23 protein-coding genes are annotated in these 19,644 nt (G+C 68.5%); 11 read left to right on the top strand and 12 right to left on the bottom strand.

Going from position 1 to position 19,644, the window contains the following annotated elements:
• Positions 1-117: 117 nt before the first annotated feature.
• The 7 genes from ACWGID_RS22215 to ACWGID_RS22245 all read right to left on the bottom strand — a co-directional run bounded on the left by ACWGID_RS22215 (position 118) and on the right by ACWGID_RS22245 (position 6,313).
• Positions 118-1,065, bottom strand: a complete 948-nt coding sequence (locus tag ACWGID_RS22215) for a hypothetical protein (RefSeq protein ID WP_452199347.1) — start codon at positions 1,063-1,065, stop codon at positions 118-120.
• Positions 1,066-1,213: 148 nt separating this feature from the next.
• Entirely contained in the window at positions 1,214-1,927 is a 714-nt protein-coding gene (locus tag ACWGID_RS22220) for a GAF and ANTAR domain-containing protein (RefSeq protein ID WP_452199349.1), read from the bottom strand.
• An 11-nt stretch (positions 1,928-1,938) separates the two neighbouring features.
• Positions 1,939-2,862, bottom strand: a complete 924-nt coding sequence (locus ACWGID_RS22225; RefSeq protein ID WP_452199351.1) for a GAF domain-containing protein — start codon at positions 2,860-2,862, stop codon at positions 1,939-1,941.
• A gap of 10 nt (positions 2,863-2,872) precedes the next feature.
• Positions 2,873-4,744: a CheR family methyltransferase gene (locus ACWGID_RS22230; protein ID WP_452199353.1), complete on the bottom strand. Its 1,872-nt coding sequence runs from the start codon at positions 4,742-4,744 to the stop codon at positions 2,873-2,875.
• A complete protein-coding gene (locus ACWGID_RS22235) occupies positions 4,744-5,361 on the bottom strand; it encodes a chemotaxis protein CheB (RefSeq protein ID WP_452199355.1) in 618 nt (205 codons plus the stop codon). The genes ACWGID_RS22230 and ACWGID_RS22235 overlap by 1 nt, the downstream gene beginning before the upstream one ends.
• A gap of 35 nt (positions 5,362-5,396) precedes the next feature.
• Positions 5,397-6,020, bottom strand: coding sequence for a hypothetical protein (locus ACWGID_RS22240; protein ID WP_452199357.1), 624 nt, complete (start codon positions 6,018-6,020; stop codon positions 5,397-5,399).
• An 89-nt stretch (positions 6,021-6,109) separates the two neighbouring features.
• Positions 6,110-6,313: a DUF7489 domain-containing protein gene (locus tag ACWGID_RS22245; RefSeq protein WP_452199359.1), complete on the bottom strand. Its 204-nt coding sequence runs from the start codon at positions 6,311-6,313 to the stop codon at positions 6,110-6,112.
• A 94-nt stretch (positions 6,314-6,407) separates the two neighbouring features.
• Between ACWGID_RS22245 and ACWGID_RS22250 the strand changes: the two genes are divergently transcribed.
• The gene (locus tag ACWGID_RS22250; RefSeq protein WP_452199360.1) at positions 6,408-7,028 is read left to right on the top strand and encodes a TetR/AcrR family transcriptional regulator C-terminal domain-containing protein; all 621 of its coding nucleotides are present in this window, start codon (positions 6,408-6,410) and stop codon (positions 7,026-7,028) included.
• Between the two features lie 11 nt (positions 7,029-7,039).
• On the opposite strand, the gene ACWGID_RS22255 is transcribed toward ACWGID_RS22250, so the two are convergent.
• Positions 7,040-7,849: a phytanoyl-CoA dioxygenase family protein gene (locus ACWGID_RS22255; protein WP_452199361.1), complete on the bottom strand. Its 810-nt coding sequence runs from the start codon at positions 7,847-7,849 to the stop codon at positions 7,040-7,042.
• Between the two features lie 70 nt (positions 7,850-7,919).
• Here ACWGID_RS22255 and ACWGID_RS22260 point away from each other — a divergent pair, with 70 nt between their 5' ends.
• Positions 7,920-8,777, top strand: a complete 858-nt coding sequence (locus tag ACWGID_RS22260; protein ID WP_452199363.1) for an AraC family transcriptional regulator — start codon at positions 7,920-7,922, stop codon at positions 8,775-8,777.
• On the opposite strand, the gene ACWGID_RS22265 is transcribed toward ACWGID_RS22260, so the two are convergent.
• Positions 8,741-9,322 carry an ArsR/SmtB family transcription factor gene (locus ACWGID_RS22265; protein WP_452199365.1) on the bottom strand — a complete coding sequence of 194 codons (582 nt, stop codon included), beginning with the start codon at positions 9,320-9,322 and terminating at the stop codon, positions 8,741-8,743. The two genes, ACWGID_RS22260 and ACWGID_RS22265, sit on opposite strands and share 37 nt — an antisense overlap.
• A gap of 58 nt (positions 9,323-9,380) precedes the next feature.
• Here ACWGID_RS22265 and ACWGID_RS22270 point away from each other — a divergent pair, with 58 nt between their 5' ends.
• A complete protein-coding gene (locus ACWGID_RS22270) occupies positions 9,381-9,950 on the top strand; it encodes a dienelactone hydrolase family protein (protein ID WP_452199367.1) in 570 nt (189 codons plus the stop codon).
• Between the two features lie 31 nt (positions 9,951-9,981).
• Here the strand turns inward: ACWGID_RS22270 and ACWGID_RS22275 are convergent, their stop codons facing one another.
• The gene (locus tag ACWGID_RS22275; protein ID WP_452199368.1) at positions 9,982-11,439 is read right to left on the bottom strand and encodes an MFS transporter; all 1,458 of its coding nucleotides are present in this window, start codon (positions 11,437-11,439) and stop codon (positions 9,982-9,984) included.
• A 142-nt stretch (positions 11,440-11,581) separates the two neighbouring features.
• On the opposite strand from ACWGID_RS22275, the gene ACWGID_RS22280 reads away from it, so the two are divergent.
• Genes ACWGID_RS22280 through ACWGID_RS22305 form a run of 6 tightly spaced genes read left to right on the top strand, consistent with a single transcriptional unit; the run spans position 11,582 to position 16,365 of the window.
• Positions 11,582-12,784 (top strand): cytochrome P450, encoded by a 1,203-nt coding sequence (locus ACWGID_RS22280; protein ID WP_452199370.1) that lies wholly within the window; start codon positions 11,582-11,584, stop codon positions 12,782-12,784.
• Positions 12,784-13,428, top strand: a complete 645-nt coding sequence (locus tag ACWGID_RS22285) for a TetR/AcrR family transcriptional regulator (protein ID WP_452199372.1) — start codon at positions 12,784-12,786, stop codon at positions 13,426-13,428. The genes ACWGID_RS22280 and ACWGID_RS22285 overlap by 1 nt, the downstream gene beginning before the upstream one ends.
• On the top strand, positions 13,425-14,567 hold the full coding sequence (locus tag ACWGID_RS22290) for an NAD(P)/FAD-dependent oxidoreductase (protein ID WP_452199374.1): 1,143 nt from the start codon (positions 13,425-13,427) through the stop codon (positions 14,565-14,567). The genes ACWGID_RS22285 and ACWGID_RS22290 overlap by 4 nt, the downstream gene beginning before the upstream one ends.
• A gap of 30 nt (positions 14,568-14,597) precedes the next feature.
• Positions 14,598-15,797: a cytochrome P450 gene (locus ACWGID_RS22295; protein ID WP_452199376.1), complete on the top strand. Its 1,200-nt coding sequence runs from the start codon at positions 14,598-14,600 to the stop codon at positions 15,795-15,797.
• Between the two features lie 11 nt (positions 15,798-15,808).
• Positions 15,809-16,003 carry a ferredoxin gene (locus ACWGID_RS22300; protein WP_452199378.1) on the top strand — a complete coding sequence of 65 codons (195 nt, stop codon included), beginning with the start codon at positions 15,809-15,811 and terminating at the stop codon, positions 16,001-16,003.
• A 20-nt stretch (positions 16,004-16,023) separates the two neighbouring features.
• Positions 16,024-16,365, top strand: a complete 342-nt coding sequence (locus ACWGID_RS22305; RefSeq protein ID WP_452199380.1) for a VOC family protein — start codon at positions 16,024-16,026, stop codon at positions 16,363-16,365.
• Between the two features lie 167 nt (positions 16,366-16,532).
• Here ACWGID_RS22305 and ACWGID_RS22310 read toward each other — a convergent pair whose 3' ends face one another.
• Positions 16,533-17,114, bottom strand: coding sequence for a GNAT family N-acetyltransferase (locus tag ACWGID_RS22310; protein WP_452199382.1), 582 nt, complete (start codon positions 17,112-17,114; stop codon positions 16,533-16,535).
• A 54-nt stretch (positions 17,115-17,168) separates the two neighbouring features.
• Here ACWGID_RS22310 and ACWGID_RS22315 point away from each other — a divergent pair, with 54 nt between their 5' ends.
• Positions 17,169-17,660 carry a winged helix-turn-helix transcriptional regulator gene (locus tag ACWGID_RS22315; protein WP_452199384.1) on the top strand — a complete coding sequence of 164 codons (492 nt, stop codon included), beginning with the start codon at positions 17,169-17,171 and terminating at the stop codon, positions 17,658-17,660.
• A gap of 11 nt (positions 17,661-17,671) precedes the next feature.
• On the opposite strand, the gene ACWGID_RS22320 is transcribed toward ACWGID_RS22315, so the two are convergent.
• The gene (locus ACWGID_RS22320) at positions 17,672-18,550 is read right to left on the bottom strand and encodes a helix-turn-helix domain-containing protein (protein WP_452199386.1); all 879 of its coding nucleotides are present in this window, start codon (positions 18,548-18,550) and stop codon (positions 17,672-17,674) included.
• 162 nt (positions 18,551-18,712) lie between these two features.
• Here ACWGID_RS22320 and ACWGID_RS22325 point away from each other — a divergent pair, with 162 nt between their 5' ends.
• Positions 18,713-19,543, top strand: coding sequence for an SAM-dependent methyltransferase (locus tag ACWGID_RS22325; protein WP_452199388.1), 831 nt, complete (start codon positions 18,713-18,715; stop codon positions 19,541-19,543).
• Positions 19,544-19,644 lie beyond the last annotated feature (101 nt).

Raw genomic sequence — 19,644 nt, forward strand, 5'->3', positions numbered from 1 at the left:
GTTCTCTTTATTTCCTCCACCCCCCCCCCCCCCCCCCGCGCCCCGCGGCGGGCCGCCCCCGCGCCTGCCCCCCCCCGGGGGCCGCGCGGCCCCCCCCCCCCCCCACAGCTGGGGTTGCTACTCGCCGACCAGCTGGTCGTAGTGCGTGGTGAGTAGGACCGAGTTGACGCCGTTGAAGACGACGCCTGGGATGTTGCCGTAGCCGGTCAGGGCGGTGGCTGCGCCGTTTGCCTTGCTCATCGCGTAGAGGGTGCCGGTCTTGGTGTCGTTGTCCACACCAACGATCAGCGAACCGCCGCGGTCACCGCAGCCGTCGACGACCAGGGACTCGAAGTTCTGCCAGCCACCGGTCCGGATCCGCTTCAGCACCGGCTTGGTCGAGGCCGCGACCGGGATCCGCACGGTCCACAGCGCACCGGCGGTCGTGGTCATCAGCAGCGTGTCGTACGTCGCGGTCTCGCTGAGCACCGTCATCGTCTTGAAGCCCTTGAACCCGGCGAACGAACCGTAGGACTTGATGCCGGCGCCGACGATCGAGTAGCGGTACAGGCTGCCGTTGCTGTTCAGCCCGTACAGGTACTGGTGCCGCGGCGCGCCGACACTGTAGTTCGAGGTGGCGATGGTCTTGAAGCTCGACCAGCCGCTACCGACCTTCTTGAAGGTCGCGAGCGGTGCGCGGTCGGTGTCGTAGATGTACGTCGTGTGGCGGTACAGGTTCCCGCCCTGGAGCAGCAGGCCGTAGTAGTAGAACTGGGTCGCCGCGGCGTTGCTGGCCATGTACCAGGTCGCGTTGGCCCGGGTGCCGACGAACTTGAACGACTCGTACGGCAGCCCCTCGGGCGGCCGTCCGGCGATCACGTCGGCTGCTTCCATGGTGCCGGCCGCGGTCGGGTAGCCGACCGAGATGTAGCAGGCGGCGGAAGCGGCCTTCGCGGTGTTCGACTGGTGGGTCAGGTCCGACCACGGCTTCGGGTCGGTCTTTCCGGCGTTGGCCGGAACAGTCGCGACGGACGCGGCCAGCAGGCCCACACCCGCCATCGCGAAGGCAAGACGATGCAGCTTCATGGTTCCTCTTCCAAGAGCAGGTTCCTCGGTCAACTCCCCGAGTCTCAGGTCACTGACCGTCCCATCGCGGCCCGCCTACCTGTCGTTACTCCCGTAACGCGACGTGATCAGATCGAGATCTACCGACTCTTGGTGAGGTACCTCCGCGTCAGCGGCTGGACAGCGAGAGACTGCCGTCGAGAACGGCCGTGCAGACGATGTCGAGGCGGACCTGGTGGTTCCGGGCGTACTTTCGCAGTACGCCGAACGCCTCGCCGGGAGCGATGCTCAATCGTTCCGCGAGCAGGCCCTTCGCCTGCTCGATCAGTACCCGGCTGTCCAGCGCGCCCTGCAGTTGGTCGGCGCGCGCTTTGTCCTGCGTGGCTTGGCCACTGGCCACCCCGAGGGCTGCCGTGCTCGCCAGCGCCTGCCCTCGCCCGAGGTCGTCCTCGGACAGGCCGCCCGGCTGGCTGAAATACATCGCCAGCGCGCCGATCGCCCGCCCCGGCAGCGCCAACGGGAACACGTGCACCGCCCGGATCCCGGCCCGCCGCGCCGCCGCGGCGTACTGGGGCCACCGGGTATCGGCCTCGGACAGATCCGCGCAGTCGATGCGGCGGCAGGTGGCGTAGCTGTCCTGAGCCGGTCCTTCGAGGTTGCGCGATTCAAGCTCGTGCAACCAGCTCGCGAGGTCCGAGGACACGGCGGCGACCTCGAGCACGTCTTCGTGGCCGGCCAGCAGCAAGGCCGACGCGCGGGCGCCTGGAACCTCGGCGCAGTGCGTCGTGAGCCAGCCGAGGGTGCTTCCCACGTCCGGATCTGCCACGAATCTGGCGACGAGATCCGGCACGCTGACCCATCGCGGATGATCGGGGCGGTTCATTGTCGGTCTCCCTATGGAGTGTCCAGCCGTAGCCGTCTCTCCACGATCCGGCGGGCTGTGGTGTTGACCAGTTCGTTGTCCGCGAACGCCCGGGCGTTGACCAGGGCGAGTGCGTCCGCGACGTTGCAGCCGCACTGTGCGGCGACCATCCCTGCGGCCTGATGAACGACCGCGGAGTCCCCGGGGCCGTCCACCAGGCTCCCTGCCAGGTTGTCGCCCACCGAGCTTTCCTCGATGAGCTGGGCGACGTACTCGTCGGTGAGCAGGATGGTGTGGGTCAGGGCGTCGGCGATCTCCTCTATCGCCCGTCCAGGAGGCTGGTCCGGGCCGGAGGGCGGCGGGTCGAACACCGCGAGTGCGCCCAAGCACCGGTCCGGAAGCCCCAGTGGCGCAGCCGCGATCGAGTGCACGCCGAGGGCCGAGACAGCCGGCGAGAAGAGCCGCCAGCGATCCGGCAGTGAGTCTTCGGCCACGACAACCAGCTGGCCGGAGGCGGCCGTGTCGTGCACGGGTCCTTCGCCCAGGGTGAATTCCAAGTCCTGGGCCGCTGCCGCCAGTGGGTCCGAGGCCGTCATCGAGGCCGCCGCGGCCCACCGGGAACTGAGCAGCGTGATCCCGGCGCTCCGGGCGCCGAGCATCTCGGCCACGGTGGAAATGAGCAGTGGCCGGCGACTCGCCGCCGCCGCGTCCAGAGCGAACCACCGCTCGATCCGGCGGATGTGGGCGTCATGCAGCTTCGCGGCGGTCAGGTGGCGCTCTTCGTTCTTGCGGTGCAGCCGAACCATTCGCTCATGCAGCGGGCGAGCAGACTCGGAGGCTGTCGCGATCAGCTGCTCATGGCGCAGGGCGATAGCGCCTGCCCGACTCGCTCGGGCCAGCTCCATCTCAGCACGCTCACGAACCGGCCCGATCCAGGCCGACAGCCCAGCTCCCACGAAGCTCAGCCTATGCCTCTTCGTCGGTTCCGTGCATGTCTTCCATCAGCAGCACCACGCCGTCTCCTTGGCTGTCAAGTGGCGAACAGGTGACCGCGCACCTGATCGCCCGGCCCTTGCGGTTCACCGCGGGCAGCTCGGTCGGCCCGGTTCGGGCGCCGGTGTCCACGCAGCGCTGGACCACCTCGACCAGCGCCGCCGTCGGCAAACCGAAGTCCAGCTGGAAGAACAGTTGCTGTTTCACCTCGTCGCCGCGCAGTCCCCAGAGCTCTTGGGCACCGCGATTCCAGCTGCGGACCCGCAGGTCGCCATCGAGCACCACGACTCCGGCAGCAACGCTGGACAGCACACCCTCGAGGAAGGTCCGGGCCTCGTCGAGCTCGGTACTGCGGATGCGGATCTCCTCGTTCATCGTCTCGAGCTCTTCGTTGCCCGACTGGAGTTCCTCGTTGGTGGTTTCGAGTTCTTCGTTGGTGGACTGCAGCTCTTCGTTGGTGGTTTCGAGTTCCTCGATGCTGGACTGGAGTTCCTCGTTGGTGGTTTCGAGTTCTTCGTTGGTGGACTGGAGTTCCTCGTAGGCGGTCTCGAGATCCTCGCGGTTTCGCTTCACCTCGAGCTGCAGCCGGGTCAGGGCGGTGGTGTCGGTGAACACGACGGACGATCCCACGAGGATGCCGTCCGAGGCGGTCAGCGGTTGTACGACGATGTCGAGGTACTGCACGTCCTCGGCGGACAGTCTGCGCTCGACCGCGTTGACGCGGACCGCTCGGCGTTCGGAGTGCGCCTGTTCGATCAGCGAGCGGAGCTCGGTGGGCCGGTAGGAGACCTCGAGGTCGCGGAACGGCCGGCCGAGGTCGTGGGACGTCAGCCCGAACTGTGCCCTGGCCTGGCTGTTGAGCTGGATGATCGTCCCGTCCAGGTCGACCGAGATGATGGCGTTCGGCGCCGTCTCCAGAACCAGGTCGCGAAGCTGCCGTTTGCGGGCGGCGTCGCGAAGCTCCAGCCCGGCGGCCGGGGCCAGTTGCAGTGGGCTGGGCTGATGGGGCGGGCCGGCGTCACCCGGTTTCCGGCGGAAGATCCGCTGCCGCATGCTCACCACGTCGAAGCGCTCGCCGTCGGACAGCAGCATCTCGGCCTTGCCGAGGAACAGGTAGCCGCTCTCCCGGAGGGCGAAGTGGAACCGGTCCATGATCTGCGCCTGTGCCTCGACGTTGAAGTACATCAGCGTGTTGCGGCACACGAGCAAGTGCAGTCGCGAGATCGGGGCGTCCCTGGTGATGTCGTGGCGACCGAAGATCACCCGGCGGCGCAGGTCGGACCGGAACGTGAAGCGCGAGCCGCTCTCCTCGAAGTACAGGCTGCGCATTTCTTCCGGCATCGCCTCGAGCGCCTTGGCCGGGTAGGAGCCGGTGCGCGCCTCGCGCAGTGCCTCTTCGTCGACATCGGTTCCGTAGATCTTGACCCGCCGGGCGCACTCCTCGATGCCCAGCGCCTGGGCGAACATGATGGCCAGCGAGTAGGCCTCCTCGCCGCTCGAGCACCCGGCGCTCCAGACCCGGATCTCCTCTTCGTGCTCGACGCTGCTCAGCAGTTCGGGCAGGATCTCGCGCTGGAGGTAGGACCAGCTGTCGGTGTCCCGGAAGAAACTCGTGACGTTGATCAGGACGGTGTTGAAGAGGAACTCGAACTCGTCCGCGCTCGTCTCCAGCAGATCCCGGTAGTCCAGATAGCCCGAGATTCCGACGTCGGCCATCCGTTTGCGCACCCGGCGGGCCAGCGAGGTCCGCTTGTAGCCGGTGAAATCGAAGCCGCGGGAGTCCCGGATGAAGCCGAGCAGCTGCTCAAGGTCCGGGTCCGGGCCGTCGTGGACGTTGTCGGACATCAAACGCTCCTCGATTCGACCAGCGCCGCGATCACGTCCGCGATCTCACCGAGCGGCAGGACGAAATCGACCGCCCCGGCGCCCACCGCCGCCTCCGGCATTCCGCTGAACTCCGCCGATTCCGGGTCCTCGACGATCACCGTGCCGCCGCGTGACTTGACCGCGCTGACGCCCATCGAACCGTCGCGCCCCGATCCGGTCAGTACACAAGCGATCGCCCGCGCTCCGTACGCTCCGGCCGCGGACTCGAAGAGCAGGTCCGCCGACGGCCGGACGAAATGCACCAGCTCGCTGCTCGAGAGCGACAGTTCGCCGCCCGCGCCGACCAGCAGATGCCGGTTTGGCGGCGCGATGTACGCCGTACCCGGTTTGGCATGCTCGCCGTCGGCGGCCAGTTTCACCCGCAAGGGGGACCGGCGCCCGAGCACATCGGCGATCACCGTTTGATGCCGTGGGTCGAGGTGCTGGACGACCAGCACCGGGACCCGCAACCCCGACGGTAATCCGCCGAGCACCTGCGTGAGCGCCCGGATGCCGCCCGCGGACGATGCGATCGCGACGATGTCGAACCGATCGACCTGCTCGGCTCCGAGACGGGGTGGACCAGGTTGATTCATGATCTGGAGGTGCGGCCGGTGAACACTCCCCGAGCCTAGCGCCTATCGCGCCGTCGTGACCACGATCCGTCACCATCGACGGCAACCGGGGTGACGCGGCGCTCGGCCGCACGGCGGATCAGCCGGAGCATCGGCTGGCCCATCGACGTGATCAGCGGCGACGTCAAGGCGAAGTACGCGCCGAGAGCGTGCCGGGACGCCGCGTCGGTGCAGCGTAGCCGGACCTCGGCGACGAGGACCGAACTGCGCTCGCCGTAGCCGAGGACGGTCAGGCCCCACACCCCGACTCCGTAACCAGGCAGGTCGAACGCGCGCAGCTCCGCCGGGCTCCAGACCACCCGGGTGTAGTCGGCCTGCCACCACCGGCCGATGAAACCGATCACGAGTTCGGTCTCCTCGTTGTCGGCCACCACCTGGAACCCCCGGGTCATCAAGTGATCGAAGCCCGGTGGTTCGTTCACCACCTTGCCAGGGCCACGCCCGGCCCATCCGAGGAGATCGTCGGGCAGCGCCCCGTTCCGGTGCGGTTCGGACAGCAGCGGCGATCGGAACAGCTCGACCTCCCGGATGGCGCGATAGGTCCGCTGCGCATCGGCATCGACCGGCGCGGCCCGCGTCATGCGCTGCTCCCACACGGGCATCTGGGCGTCAATGAGCATGGGCTCAGCGTGCGGCCTGGCGCGGAGCGGCGCCAGGGTCCGAAGACCTGCGAACTCGGAGCCGAACGGCTGCTGTGTCGGTCGCTGGGTCAGCCGCGGCGCGGGTCGGACCCGGCCTCCTTGACCACGCGGTCGCCGACCTCGAGCTGCTTCCAGAGGTCGCGCTGCACCTTGATGTCCTGGACCTCGCCGCCGTCGAGCTGCACCTCGAGCTTGCGGTAGAGGTTCGAACCGTCGTACAAGGCGCGGGACTTCTTCACGACGACCCCGCTCCAGGCTTCCTGGTCAGTCACGGTGGCACTCCTTCCGGTTACGCTCAGTGGTCGACCCGAACCTTATCATCGATAAGCTTCGCCGAACCGGGAGGTCTGTGGGTACGGTTCGCTGGTGCCACAGCAGCGACGTACCGACCGCGCCGCGATCGTCGCCGCCTCGATCGAGGTGCTCGACGAGCGCGGTCTCGACAAGCTGTCGCTGCACGCGGTGGCCGCCCGGCTCGGCGTCCGGCAGCCGGCGCTGTACCACCACTTCCGGGACAAGGACGAGATTCTCGCCGCCGTCGCCGCCGAGGTGCTGAAACGCTGGCACACCGAGCGGCTGCCACAGCCGGGCGAGGACTGGCGGACGTTCCTGACCCGCAACGCGTACAGCCTGCGCCGCGCGATGCTCGCGGTCCGGGACGGTGCGCGGCTACTGGCGCTGGCCGGGCCGCGGGCTCCGGAGCTGGCGCACGCGATCGCGCAGGTGTCGTTCCTCGAGCGGCACGGATTCAGCGGTACGGGCGCGATTCTGGCGTACGTCGCGGTGTCGCGGTACACCATCGGTGCGACCCTCGAGCAGCAGACGGCCCGGGACGGAAACGACATCGCCCTTCCCCCGACCGCCTCTCCGGAAGCCGCGCATCTTCTCGATGTTGCCGGGCAGGTCGTCGCGCTGGGCCCTGACCACGAGTTCGCGACCGGCCTGGCCGCGCTGGTGAAAGGCCTCGACCCGTCACCCGATGGCTAGGTCGGTCACGACTACCTGACCCCGGCAGGCCAGAGGCGGGGCTGGATTTTGGGGTCCGTGTAGTCGGGGGTGGGGTTGTGGCGGACCAGTTCGTCGTTGGGATGGCTGGCGCCGGGGCGCCAGCGGTTGTCGGTCGGCTGCAGGTGGATGGCGATGGATCGGCGTGCTGCCGTGCTCAGGTTCGCCGAGCTTCCGTGCACCGTCCGGCAGTGGTGGAAGCTCACCTGCCCCCGAGCCATCCGCGGTACGACGGGAGTCGGGTCGAACCCCTGCGCGGCGATCGATTCCTCGAGTCCGGCGGTGTCCTGGGAGAAGAAGTCCAGCCCCGTCACGGACCAGCGATGGCTGCCGGGCAGGAACCCGACCGCCCCGTTCACCTCGTCGACGTCGTGGAATCCGACCCATGCGGTGAGCATCTCGTCCGACGTACACGACTGCCAGTACTGCCGGTCGGTGTGCCACCCGACGCGCGCCGCCGAACCACCCGACGGCTTGAACAGCAACTGGTCGTGCCACAGCCGGATCCCCTCCGCGCCGGACAACGCGGCCGCCGTCGCCGCGATCGCCGGGTGCCGGACGAGCGCGGCCAGTTCGTCCACGCGCAGCGACGAGTAGTCGTTCTTCCGCAGTACATCCCCGTCCGCCGGCCGCCACCCGCGGGTCGCGGGTACGTCGGGCAGTGTGTGGTCGTGATCGTCGGCGTAGAACCGCTCCATCCCGCGCTCGGCCGCGTCCAGTACGTCGGACGGCACGATCACCGGCGAGATCCAGTAGCCGCGCTCCTGGTAGAAGGCGATGTCATCAGGTCCTGGTAGCTCCATGGCGACCAACCTAGGAATCCCGGCTCGCGCGGGCGTTGCCGATGTTCAGCCACCTGGACACAATCTTCAGGTGTCCTTGTACCGTCCCAGCGGGCTCCGCGCCGGCTTCCATGCCGAGGGGTTCGACCCCGCCAGTGGCCTGCTGCACGCGGGGGAGCAGTGGGCGCCGGAGCAGTTCCTGATCGAGCCGCATCAGCACTCGGTCTGGGAGATCTACCTGCAGCAGCACGGCACCACGCACTGGGTGGCGGGCGGTGAGAGCTACGTCCTGCATCCCGGCCACCTTTTCGCCGTACCGCCCGGCGTCACGCATCACCTCGCGGGCCGGTCCGGCAATCACCACTTCTACTTCGCCGCGGTCGATCGCGACGCGGTCGGTCGGCGTCAGACCGCTCTCGCGCGACCGTGGCCAAAGACGGTCGTCCATCGCGAGGCGGGCGAACTCACGCACGCGTTCGCGCAGTTGGTGCGTGAACTGACGACGCGGTACGAGTACGCCGAGACCGGGCTGGCGCTCGCGGTGGATCATCTCGTCCTCGCGGTCTCCCGGTCGCTCGCGCCGGCCGCTGTGCCGCAGTTCGCCATGCATCCCGCCGTACGGACGGTGAAACGCCTGCTGGACCAGGAGTTCCACGAGCGGTGGACCCTTCGCGAACTCGCCGATCGCGCCGGACTCGCACCGGCGTACCTGGCCAAGTTGTTCACCGGTGAGCTCGGTCAGCCGCCGCACCGCTACCTGAGCGAGCGCCGGATCGACCGCGCGCGCCAACTGCTCGAGACCAGCGACATCACGATCACGGCGCTGGCGTTGAGCCTCGGCTTCAGCTCCAGCCAGCACTTCGCCCGAGTGTTCCGTCAGTTCACCGGCACGACGCCGACTGCCTTCCGGTCTCAGTCCTCGCCCTCGACCGGCGGCAATGTCGGGTAGTCGAACATCGGATAGAGGCCGACGGTGAAGCCGTACGTCGTGTCGCCGGACCTGGGCAGCTGGTCGAACGAATGGATCAACCGGTCGACCTGCTGCCAGAACTCCGCCGCCCGCTCCTCCGGGATCCGGGCGTGCCGGATGAACGACCGCATCTCGCCCGCGTCATATGCCGGCTTGGACTCGTCGGCCGCGACCTCGAAGTCGTTGAAGTCCTGCGGCAGCCGACCCTCCGCGCCCTGCCGGCCGAGCCCGACGTAGAACATCCGTGCGGCGCGCCCGTAGAACCGTTCCTCGATCGCCCGCACCCGCCGCGTCCGCACCACCCGCAGGATGCCGGCGTCGGTCAGCACCTTCACGTGGTGCGCGACCGTGCTCTTCGGCCGGCCGACCGCGGTGGCCAACTCGGTCACGGTCGCGGCCCGCTCGTGCAGCAGTCCGAGGATCGTCGTCCGCAACGGGTCGCTGATCGCCCGCACCTGCTCGGCGGTGGTCAGCTCGACGGTGTCCGCGAGCTCGTAGTCGGGTACCCCACTGTTGATCGACATGGTTCGAATAGACTAGCATCGCCGATTGTTCGAGATATTTGGATCATTGGAGCTGATGATGGCCGAGGTCGTGCTGTACCACCACTCGCAGGGACTGACCGACGGGGTGAAGGCGTTCGCCGAGGAGTTGCGGCAGGCGGGCCACACCGTGCACACGCCGGACCTGTACGAAGGCAACACCTACGCGACCCTCGACGAGGGCATGGACTACGCGCGGGCGACGGGCTTCGGGACGATCGCGGAGCGCGGCGTCGCGGCGGCGCAGGACCTGCCGGCGAACATCGTGTACGCCGGCTTCTCGCTCGGCGTCGTCCCCGCTCAGCAGCTCGCGCAGACCCGGCCGGGTGCGGTCGGTGGCCTGTTCTACTACTCGTGTCTACCGGCCGAGGAGTTCGGGGCGTGGCCCGCGGGTCTGCCGGCGCAGGTGCACGGGATGGAGGAGGACCCATTCTTCGCCGAGGAAGGCGGCGACATCGACGCCGCCCGCGCCCTGGTCGCCGCCAACAGTTCCGTGGAACTGTTCCTCTACCCCGGCAAGGAGCACCTGTTCGCCGACTCCTCCCTGCCGGGCTACGACGAAGCCGCCGCCAAGCTCGTCCTCCAGCGCACCCTGGCCTTCCTGGCCTAGCGTCTGCAGGAGGACAGTACGTATACGTCCACTACGCCTGATTGGCTGAGCCGCTGAGCGTGGCCGCTTCGGCAGTGGGCGTATACGTACTGTCGAGCTGCCGCTCGCGCCGGGTCGGGATGAACGAGGCCACCACCAGCGCGGTCAGCGCGGCGCCGGCGCCGATCAGCAGGACGGCCCGGAAGCCACTCTGCGAAGGCAGGGTGTAGCCGCCCAGGCTGATCGTCAGGTTCGCCAGGATCACGCCGGCGACCGCGCTGGACACCGAGGTGCCGATCGACCGCATCAGCGTGTTGAAGCTGTTCGCCGCCGCGGTCTCCGACACGGGGACGGCGGACATGATCAGCGCGGGCATCGCGCCGTACGCCAGGCCGATGCCGGTGCCGATCAGCAGCGAGACCAGGACCAGCTGCCAGACCTGGCTCATCAGCACGCTGCCCACGCCGTAGCCGGCCGCGACCACCAGGGCGCCGAGCATCAGCGTGACCTTCGGGCCGCGGGTCCTCGAGATCTTCGCCGAGAACGGCGCGGCGACCAGCATGATCAGACCCGACGGTCCCATCACCAGTCCGGACGCCAGCATCGACTGGCCGAGTCCGAAACCAGTTGCCTTGGGCATCTGCAGCAGCTGCGGCAGCACCAGCGACATCGCGAACATCGCGAACCCGAACACCATCGACGCCAGGTTGGTCAGCAGGACCTGCGGGCGGGCCGTCGTCCGCAGGTCGACCAGCGGCTCCTTGGTCCGCGTCTCCCACCAGCCCCAGGCGAGCAGCGCGACGACCGCGAGGGCGAACAGGGCGAGCGTGCGACCGCTGCCCCAGCCCCAACTCGCGCCCTGAGAAATTGCCAGCAGCAACGAGATCAGCCCGACCGACAACCCGACCCCACCGGGTACGTCGAAGCGCCCGCCGGACCGCACCGCCGACTCGGGGACGAACCGCACGACCAGCACGAAGACGATCGCGCCGAGCGCGGCCGACACCCAGAACAGCGTGTGCCAGTTGAAGTTCTCGGCCAGCAACGCCGCAGCCGGGAGACCGAGTGCGCCGCCGACGCCGAGTGAGGCGCTCATCTGCGCGACCGCCGTACCGACCTTCTCGGAGGGCAGCTCGTCGCGCATGATGCTGATCCCGAGCGGGATCACGCCGGAGGCCAGGCCCTGGAGCGCGCGGCCGGCGATCATCGGGACCAGCGAGCTGCTCAGCGCCGCGACCACCGAGCCGGCGACGAGCATGCCGATGCTGATCAGCAGCATCCGGCGCTTGCCGTACATGTCACCGAGGCGGCCCATGATCGGGGTCGCGACCGCGGCCGCGAGCAGTGTCGCGGTGATCGCCCAGGCGGTCCCGGCGGCCGAGGCGTTCAGCAGCCGCGGCAGTTCGGGAACCAGCGGGATCACCAGGGTCTGCATCAGCGCGACCGTGATCCCGGCCGAGGCGAGCACCGGAACGACGGCCCCGGTACGCACTGAATGAGCAGCGGACATCACTTGCCTCCGAGCGCAGCGATAGATAGTTGAGAGCAGCGATAGATGGTTGGTTTCTGCAACCATACGTTAAGTCAGGCAGTTGACTTAAACAAGTCGGCGAGGGAAGCTGGGAGAAGAAACCACACGGAGGTGATGGCCTGTGACCGATAGTGATCAGCTTGCCGACTACCCGATCCCACCCGTCGATGCGATCGAACCGCCACCCGAGTGGGAGGAGCTCCGGCGCGAGTGCCCGGTGGCGCATGTCCGGCTGCCGAGCGGCGACCAGGCGGCCCTGCTGACCCGGTACGACGATGTTCGCCAGGTGCTGTCCGACGCGAGGTTCGCCCGTACCGCGGAGGGAGCGGCGCGGGTGTCGGCGGAAGGCGCCGGCGTGTTCGACCGGCGGCGTCCCGGCGTACCGCAGTCGGGTGACGGGCACCAGCGGTGGCGGCGGATGATCACCAAGTGGTTCACGGCCAAGCGGATGGCGGCGTTGCGGCCGTCGATCGAGGCGATGGCGGAGCAACTCGTCGACGAGATGGTCGACGGCGGGCACCCGGCCGATCTGAAAGCGAGCCTCGGGTTCCCCTTGCCCGTGTGGGTGATCTGCGAACTTCTCGGCGTACCGGCCTCGGATCGGGAGCGGTTCTCCTACTGGTCCGACACGTTCCTGAACCTGAGTCGCTACTCGGCCGCCGATATGGAAGCCGCGCAGGCCGAGTTCACGGCGTACATGAGCGGTCATGTCGAGGCGAAGCGGGCGAACCCCGGGACCGATCTGCTGAGTGACCTGATCACCGGCACCGACTCGGCCGGGGAACAGTTGAGCGACGACGCGTTGGTGTCCACCGGCATGGGCCTGCTGATCGCGGGCCACGAGACCACCACGAACATGATCGGCAAGATGATGGCGATGCTGCTCGCCGACCGCGACCGCTGGGAGCAGTTGCTCGCGGACCCGGCGCTGGTCCGCACCGCCGTCGAGGAGACCTTGCGGTACGACGCCAACGCGGGCTTCGGCATGATGCGGTACGTCACCGAGGAGCTCGAGCTCGCCGACGGCGTACTGCCCGCGGGGACGACCGCGATCTGCAGCATGGCCTCGGCGAACCGGGACGAGCGGGTTTTCGCCGATGCCGGCGAGATGGACCTGAGTCGCAGCCCGAACGTCCACCTCGCGTTCGGTGCCGGGCCGCACTCCTGCATCGGTCAGTCGCTGGCGCGTACCGAGCTGCAGGTCGTTCTGGAAGTCTTGCTGCGTCGATTGCCGACATTGGCGCTGGCAGTGCCGGCGGCCGAGCTGCCGCTCGTCGAAGGGCTGCTCGTCGGTGGGCTGCGGGAGGTAAGGGTGATCTGGTGATGATGGCGAAGACGGTCAGGTCGGCGCGGGTGAATGCCACGCGGGACCTGATCATGGACACGGCGGAGCGGATGTTCGCCGAGCGCGGCGTGCACGAGGTGTCGAACCGGCAGATCAGCGAGGCCGCTGGTCAGGGCAACAACACCGCGGTCGGGTACCACTTCGGGACCAAGACCGATCTGGTGCGGGAGATCGTCCGCAGGCACGCGGTGCCGGTCGAGGACCGGCGCCGGGAGCTGCTCGCCGAGCTCGGTGCCGAACCGGACGTCCGGGACTACGTGACGGTCCTGGTCCGGTCGGCGACCGACCACATGGGCAGTCTGGGGACGCCGAGCTGGCTGGCGCGGTTCAGCGCCCAACTCATGAACGATCCCGCCCTGCGCGAGATCCAGCTGCAGGAGTCGCGGAACTCGCCGACGCTCACGCAGCTCGTCGACGGTCTCGGCGAGCATCTCGCGGACCTGCCGCCGGCGGTCCGGATCGAGCGTGGCGACATGGCGCGGCATCTGATCATCCAGATGACGGCCGAGTTCGAACGGGCGCTCGCGGACGGTACGCCGACGGCTCGGGCGACCTGGCAGGAGATGGCCGACGGGCTGATCGACGGGATCGTCGGCCTGCTGACCGCGCCGGTGACTTCGTGAGCGTGCTCGTGGTGGGAGCGTCCGCGGCCGGGTTGACGACCGTGGAAGCCCTGCGCCGCAAGGGGTTCCGGGAGCCGATCACGGTGCTCGGCGCGGAGTGGCACCCGCCGTACGACCGGCCGCCGCTGTCCAAGCAGTTCCTCTGCGGGGACTGGGACGCCGGGCGCACGCAGCTGCGTCCGGAGGCGATGTTGTCGGCGCTGGAGGCCGAGTTCGTGCTCGGTGACTCCGCCGTCGCGCTGGATGTCGGGCGGAAGGTGGTTCGGACCGCGGCGGGACGTGCGTTGTCTGCCGATGCGGTGGTGATCGCTACCGGGCTGACGCCGCGCCGGCTGCCCGGGCCCGAACTCGACGGTGTTCACGTGGTGCGGACGCTCGACGACGCCGCTGCCTTGCGTGCGGACCTGGTGGATGGCGCGCGGGTTGTCGTGGTCGGTGACGGGGTGCTCGGGGCCGAGATCGCCGCGACGGCCCGCAAGCTCGGGCTCACCGTCACGATGGCAGGTCCGCAAGCGGTGCCGTTGCAGAGCCAGCTTGGTCCGGTGGTCGGTGGCCTGCTTGCCGAGTTGCATGCGAGCGAAGGCGTCGAGCTCCGGCTCGGCGCGGCGGTGACCGGGCTGACAGACGTGGACGGCAGAGTGAGCGGCGTACGGCTGGCTGATGGTGAGGTGCTGCCCGCGGACGTGGTGGTCGTGGCGCTGGGCGCTGCGCCCGCAACCGAGTGGCTGGAAGGAAGTGGGCTCGCTCTCGGCAACGGTGTGGTGTGCGACGAGTTCTGCCGCGCGGCGGACGGGATCTACGCGGCCGGCGACGTGGCGCTCTGGCAGTACGGCGATTCTCTGATCCGATTGGAGAATCGGACCAACGCGACCGAACAGGCGATCTGTGTCGCGGCCAACATCCTCGGCGAAGCGCAGCCCTACCGTCCGATCCCGTACTTCTGGACCGACCAGTTCGCGGTGAAGCTCCAGCTGCACGGCCGTCCGTCCGCGGACGCCGAAGTCACCGTTGTCGAAGGCAACATCACGGACGGACGCTTCGTCGCGCACTACCGCCACGACGACCGCGTCACCGCCGTACTCGGCTGGAACATGCCCAAACAGACCCGCCTGCACCGGGAGCATCTGGTGAAGGCGTAATTCGAAGACCTCTCTGGGGAAGGAATTCGTATGACTACTCCGGTGTATCCGATGGCCCGGGCCACGGGCTGTCCGTTCGATCCGCCGCCGCAGCTGCGTGAACTGCAGGAAGAAGCGCCGCTGGTGAAGGTGCAGGTCTTCGACAGCACCGCGTGGCTGGTGACGCGGTACGACGACCAGCGCAAGCTGCTCGCGGATCCTCGGGTGAGTTCCGACGTCAACAAGCCGGGCTACCCGAACACCGTCGCACGGGCCTTGCCGACCGGCGAGGACGCGGGGATCGGGTTCATCCTGATGGACGACCCGGAGCACGCACGGCTGCGGCGGATGGTCACCGCGCCGTTCATGATCAAGCGGGTCGAGGCGATGCGGCCGCAGGTCCAGGAGATCGTCGACGGTCTGATCGACGACCTGCTCGCGGGACCGAAGCCGGTCGACCTGGTCGAGGCGTTCGCGCTCCCGGTCCCGTCCCTGGTGATCTGCCGGCTGCTCGGGGTCCCGTACGACGACCACGAGTTCTTCCAGCAGAACAGCCGCATCCTGATCCGCACCAGCGCCTCGGTCGAGGAGCGGACCCAGGCGCGGAACAACATCGGCAAGTACCTTAACGAGCTGATGGGGGAGAAGCTGGAGAGCCCGAAGGACGACCTGCTGTCCGGGCTGGCCGAGCGGATCAAGGCCGGTGAGCTGACCCGCCGGGATGCCGCCGGTATCGGCGTGCTGCTGCTGATCGCCGGGCACGAGACCACCGCGAACATGATCGCCCTCGGCACGCTGGCGCTGCTGGAGCACCCCGAACAACTCGCCGTACTGCGGGAAACCGACGACCCGAAGGTGGTCGCGAGTGCCGTCGAGGAACTGCTGCGGTACCTGAACATCACCCACAACGGCCGCCGTCGCGCGGTGCTCGAGGACATCGAATTGCACGGGCAGGTGATCAAGGCCGGCGAGGGCGTGATCTTCCCGAACGACCTCGGCAACCGCGACCCGTCCGTGTTCGAGGACCCGGACACCCTCGACGTACGCCGGGACGCGCGCCGGCACGTGGCGTTCGGGTTCGGGGTACATCAGTGCCTCGGGCAACCATTGGCGCGGCTGGAGCTGCAGGTCGTCTACAACACGCTGTACCGGCGCATCCCGACGCTGCGGCGCGCCGTACCGCTGGAGGAGATCCCCTTCAAGCACGACGGCGCGGTGTACGGCGTCTACTCGCTTCCCGTCACCTGGTGAAAGGACACGCCATGAAGATCACCGTCGACCAGGACAAGTGCGTCGCCTCCGGCCAGTGCGTCACGGCGGCCGCCGACGTCTTCGACCAGCGTGACGAGGACGGCGTCGTCGTCCTCCTCACCGACAACCCGCCCGCGGAACTGGCCGCCGACATCCACCAGGCCGCCGCGGTCTGCCCCGCGCTGGCCATCGTCGTCGAGGACTGAGCCCGGCTACAGTGCTGTAGATGATCAACGGAGCGCATGTGATCATCTACAGCACCGACGCCGAGGCCGATCGCGCGTTCTTCTCCGACGTGCTGGAGTACCCGTCGGTCGATGCCGGCCACGGCTGGCTGATCTTCAAGCTGCCCCCGGCCGAGGTCGCGGTGCATCCGGCCGAGAGCGGCGCGCACGAGCTGTTGCTGATGTGCGACAACCTCGAGCAAACGATGACGGACCTGCGCGCGAAGGGGGTCGAGTTCAGCAAGCCGGTAGAACGCCAACGCTGGGGCGTCCTGACCTCACTCCGGCTCCCCGGAGGTGGCGAGATCGGCTTGTACGAGCCCCACCACCAGCGTGCCACCTGACATCCCGTGCAGCACGACGCGCGGACCTGCTGTCGCCGTACTCCGTGCTTCTCGTAGCACGGGTTATCCCTTCGCGTTGGGGGTTCTCGGCTGGTATGAGAGCGGACAACCCCCAACGGCAACGGATATCCGTCCGAGGCGTACGCGCGGCACTCGCTGACGGACACTCAAACAGCCGGGCATTCGAGCGGTGTGCTCTCGGAGGCGGAGCGCTGCCGCGACGGTGCGAGAGCCGTGCGTGGTACCGGGTGAGTGTCCGCGACGGCGTCCGGTAGGCGGGCGGGAGCGACGTACGTCAGCAATGCGCCGTCCCGTTCGACCGTCGCGTCGGGCCAGCGGCGGCGGACCATGCGGAGCGAGCGTTCGTTGGCGGCACTGACGACGAACAGGAAATGCGTCGCGCCGGCCGCGATCGCGTCCGCGGCGGCGATCGACAGCATCCGGATCCCGAGCCCGCGGCGCTGGTCGGCCTCGCCGATCACGGCGGCCAGTTCGGCCGTCGCCGCGCCCGGCGCCCACGCCCACATCGCGTGCCCGACGATGCTCTCGTCGCGGGTCGCTACGAAGGCCGCGCCGTTCGGGCACAGCATCCGCAGCAGCAGCGCCGGCCGGGGCGGATTCCCGATCGCGGCCTGGAACCGGAAGTAGCGGCTGAGGTCCGTCAGCCCGGTCAGCATTCTGGCCAGCTCGTCCGCGTCGGGTTCACCGGCACGTCGGACGAGCGGCGGTCTCGTCTGAGTCTGGTTCACGGATTCAGCGTTCCCTGCTTGGCTGAGTCTGTCAAGTGGACTTATCCTGGTCACATGAGTACGGCAGTGAACGCGCAGGAGCCCGAGGCGATGCGGTGGTCCACGGAGAACTGCACGATCTCCCGGACGATGGAGATCCTCGGTGACAAGTGGACTTTTCACGTCCTCCGCGAGGTCTTCGTCGGTGTCCGCCGGTTCGAGGACATCCGGGCCCGGGCCGGCATCCCACGCCAGATGCTCACCGAGCGGCTCGCCGCGCTGATCGAACGCGGCCTGATCCGCCGCCATCCGTACCGGCTGCCCGGGCAGCGCGAACGCTCGGAGTACCGGCTCACCGAGGCCGGGATGGACCTCTACCCGGTGCTGGTGGCGATGATCCAGTGGGCCGACCAGTACCTGCCGCTAGAGTCCGGACCGCCGATCGAGCCGCGGCATCGCGGTGACTGCGGCGAGCGGGTGACGGTGGTCATGCAGTGCGAGGGCGGTCACGAGCCGGCGCCACGCGAGGTCGCCTTCCGCCCCGGCCCGGGCGCCCAACCACGGTAGGTCGAGCGGCGCTAGGCCTCGAGGTCCGCGATTGCCTTCCGGAGCAGGGATTCGGTCTCCCGAGGCTGCGCCGCGGTGATCGAGACGGCGTCCATGGTGACGACGTACAGATCGAGTTCCTCGCGCTTGTCGAGGTAGACGGCGCTGGTCAGGTGCTCGATGTAGACGATGTCGGGAAGGTCGCTGTCGTTGAAACGCAGCAGCGTGAACGCGCCGCCGGTCGCGGTGTACCCGCCCTTGTCGAACGGGATGATCTGCAGCGTCACGTTGTGCCGCCTGGCCGCCTCGATCAGGTACTCCAGCTGGGCCTTGAGAACCGCGGGACTGCCGATCGGACGCCGCAGGACCGCCTCGTCGACGACGGCCCACAGGCGTGCAGGTCGTTGCCGCGTCAGCACGTCCTGACGGCTCATCCGCAGCGCGACCAGGCGGTCCACCTCTTCGGGTGACAACGGCACGTCCTGCTGGCCGAGTTTGACGACGGCCCGCGCGTACTCCGGGGTCTGCAACAGCCCCGGCACGAACTGCAACTCGAACGTACGAATCAGGTCGGCCGCCATCTCCAGGCCGAGATAGGAGTGGAACCACTGCGGCGTCAGGTCGTCGTACCGTTGCCACCAGCCCGGGTTGTTCGCGTCGCGGGCCAGCGTGAGCAGGCGCTCGCGTTCCTCCGGGTCGTCCAGCTTGTACAGCGTCAGTAGGTCGTCGACGTCGCGGACCTTGAACCCGACCCGGCCGAGTTCCAGGCGGCTGATCTTCGACTCCGAGCCGCGGATCGCCCAGCCCGCGTCGGTGCGGCTCACCTTGGCGGCCTCGCGCAGCCGGCGCAGGTGGACACCGAGCACGATGCGCAGAGCGGTCGGGCCGCCGTACGCCCCCGGCTCTGTCACCTCTGGCCTCCCAGCAGTGGTTCGGTGTGCAGCAGTAGATCATTTCATGACGGAACGTGAATGTGTCCACCCGCATGCGCGACACACGGTGTGTTCAGTGCGCCGTACTCTCGGTAGAGTCATTTCCACAGACTTCCCGATCACTCTCTGCGAGGTTCACTGATGGTCGATGCTGCCAACGCGCCAAGCTCGATCCCGGTCGGCGTCGACACCAGCCGGGCCAGCATCGCCCGCGTGTACGACGCCTTCCTGGGCGGCAAGGACAACTTCGAGGTCGACCGCGAGGTCCTGCGTGGGGTCCAGGCCGCCGCGCCGCAGGCCCAGGACCTGGCCTGGTCGAACCGGAACTTCCTGATTCGCGCCTGCCGGTTCCTGGCCGGCCAGGCGGGTATCACGCAGTACCTCGACTGCGGGTCCGGTCTGCCGACCGCCGAGAACACCCACCAGGTCGTGCAGCGGATCCAGCCCGAGGCCAAGGTGCTCTACATCGACAACGACCCGGTGGTGCTCGCGCACGGCCGCGCGCTGCTCGAGGAGAACGAGAACACGCTGTTCGTCAGCGCCGACATCTTCGATCCGGACGAGGTGCTGAGCAGGCCCGAGGTGCGTGACTTCCTCGACTTCAGCGAGCCGATCGCCGTGATGCAGGCCGGCACGCTGCACCACTACATCGGCACCGAGGGCGCGCAGATCATGCAGAAGTACGTCGACGCGGTGGTGCCCGGGTCGTACACGGCGATTTCGCACTTCTACGACCCGGAGACTCCGGAGCACACCAAGGTCGCCCAGCAGATGGAGGAGAAATTCATCCACAGCCCGATGGGCAGCGGTAGGTTCCGCACCCGCGCGGAACTGATGGAGTTCTTCCCCGGCCAGGAGCTCGTTGCCCCGGGTCTGGTGCTCTGCGACGACTGGTGGCCGGACGGCCCGCGGCTCAAGCCGCTCAACCAGGTCGAGGAATGCATCGTCGGCGCGGTCGGCCGCAAGGTCTGACCGCTCAGTCGCTGCCCGGGGGGGCGGGCGGCGGCCCCCCGGCGCCCCCCGCGGGGGATTAGAGCTCACCCGGAGACGCCGCGGGATTTGTTTGTGAGAAA

This window comes from Kribbella sp. NPDC054772, from assembly GCF_053611945.1.

Coding starts and splice junctions, on each gene's coding strand:
- ACWGID_RS22325 (WP_452199388.1), top strand. CDS start 18,713: ATGGTCGATGCTGCCAACGCGCCAAGCTCGATCCCGGTCGGCGTCGAC.
- ACWGID_RS22265 (WP_452199365.1), bottom strand. CDS start 9,322: ATGTCGATCAACAGTGGGGTACCCGACTACGAGCTCGCGGACACCGTC.
- ACWGID_RS22220 (WP_452199349.1), bottom strand. CDS start 1,927: ATGAACCGCCCCGATCATCCGCGATGGGTCAGCGTGCCGGATCTCGTC.
- ACWGID_RS22235 (WP_452199355.1), bottom strand. CDS start 5,361: ATGAATCAACCTGGTCCACCCCGTCTCGGAGCCGAGCAGGTCGATCGG.
- ACWGID_RS22295 (WP_452199376.1), top strand. CDS start 14,598: ATGACTACTCCGGTGTATCCGATGGCCCGGGCCACGGGCTGTCCGTTC.
- ACWGID_RS22300 (WP_452199378.1), top strand. CDS start 15,809: ATGAAGATCACCGTCGACCAGGACAAGTGCGTCGCCTCCGGCCAGTGC.
- ACWGID_RS22270 (WP_452199367.1), top strand. CDS start 9,381: ATGGCCGAGGTCGTGCTGTACCACCACTCGCAGGGACTGACCGACGGG.
- ACWGID_RS22275 (WP_452199368.1), bottom strand. CDS start 11,439: ATGTCCGCTGCTCATTCAGTGCGTACCGGGGCCGTCGTTCCGGTGCTC.
- ACWGID_RS22255 (WP_452199361.1), bottom strand. CDS start 7,849: ATGGAGCTACCAGGACCTGATGACATCGCCTTCTACCAGGAGCGCGGC.
- ACWGID_RS22305 (WP_452199380.1), top strand. CDS start 16,024: ATGATCAACGGAGCGCATGTGATCATCTACAGCACCGACGCCGAGGCC.
- ACWGID_RS22215 (WP_452199347.1), bottom strand. CDS start 1,065: ATGAAGCTGCATCGTCTTGCCTTCGCGATGGCGGGTGTGGGCCTGCTG.
- ACWGID_RS22315 (WP_452199384.1), top strand. CDS start 17,169: ATGAGTACGGCAGTGAACGCGCAGGAGCCCGAGGCGATGCGGTGGTCC.
- ACWGID_RS22230 (WP_452199353.1), bottom strand. CDS start 4,744: ATGTCCGACAACGTCCACGACGGCCCGGACCCGGACCTTGAGCAGCTG.
- ACWGID_RS22240 (WP_452199357.1), bottom strand. CDS start 6,020: ATGCTCATTGACGCCCAGATGCCCGTGTGGGAGCAGCGCATGACGCGG.
- ACWGID_RS22285 (WP_452199372.1), top strand. CDS start 12,784: ATGATGGCGAAGACGGTCAGGTCGGCGCGGGTGAATGCCACGCGGGAC.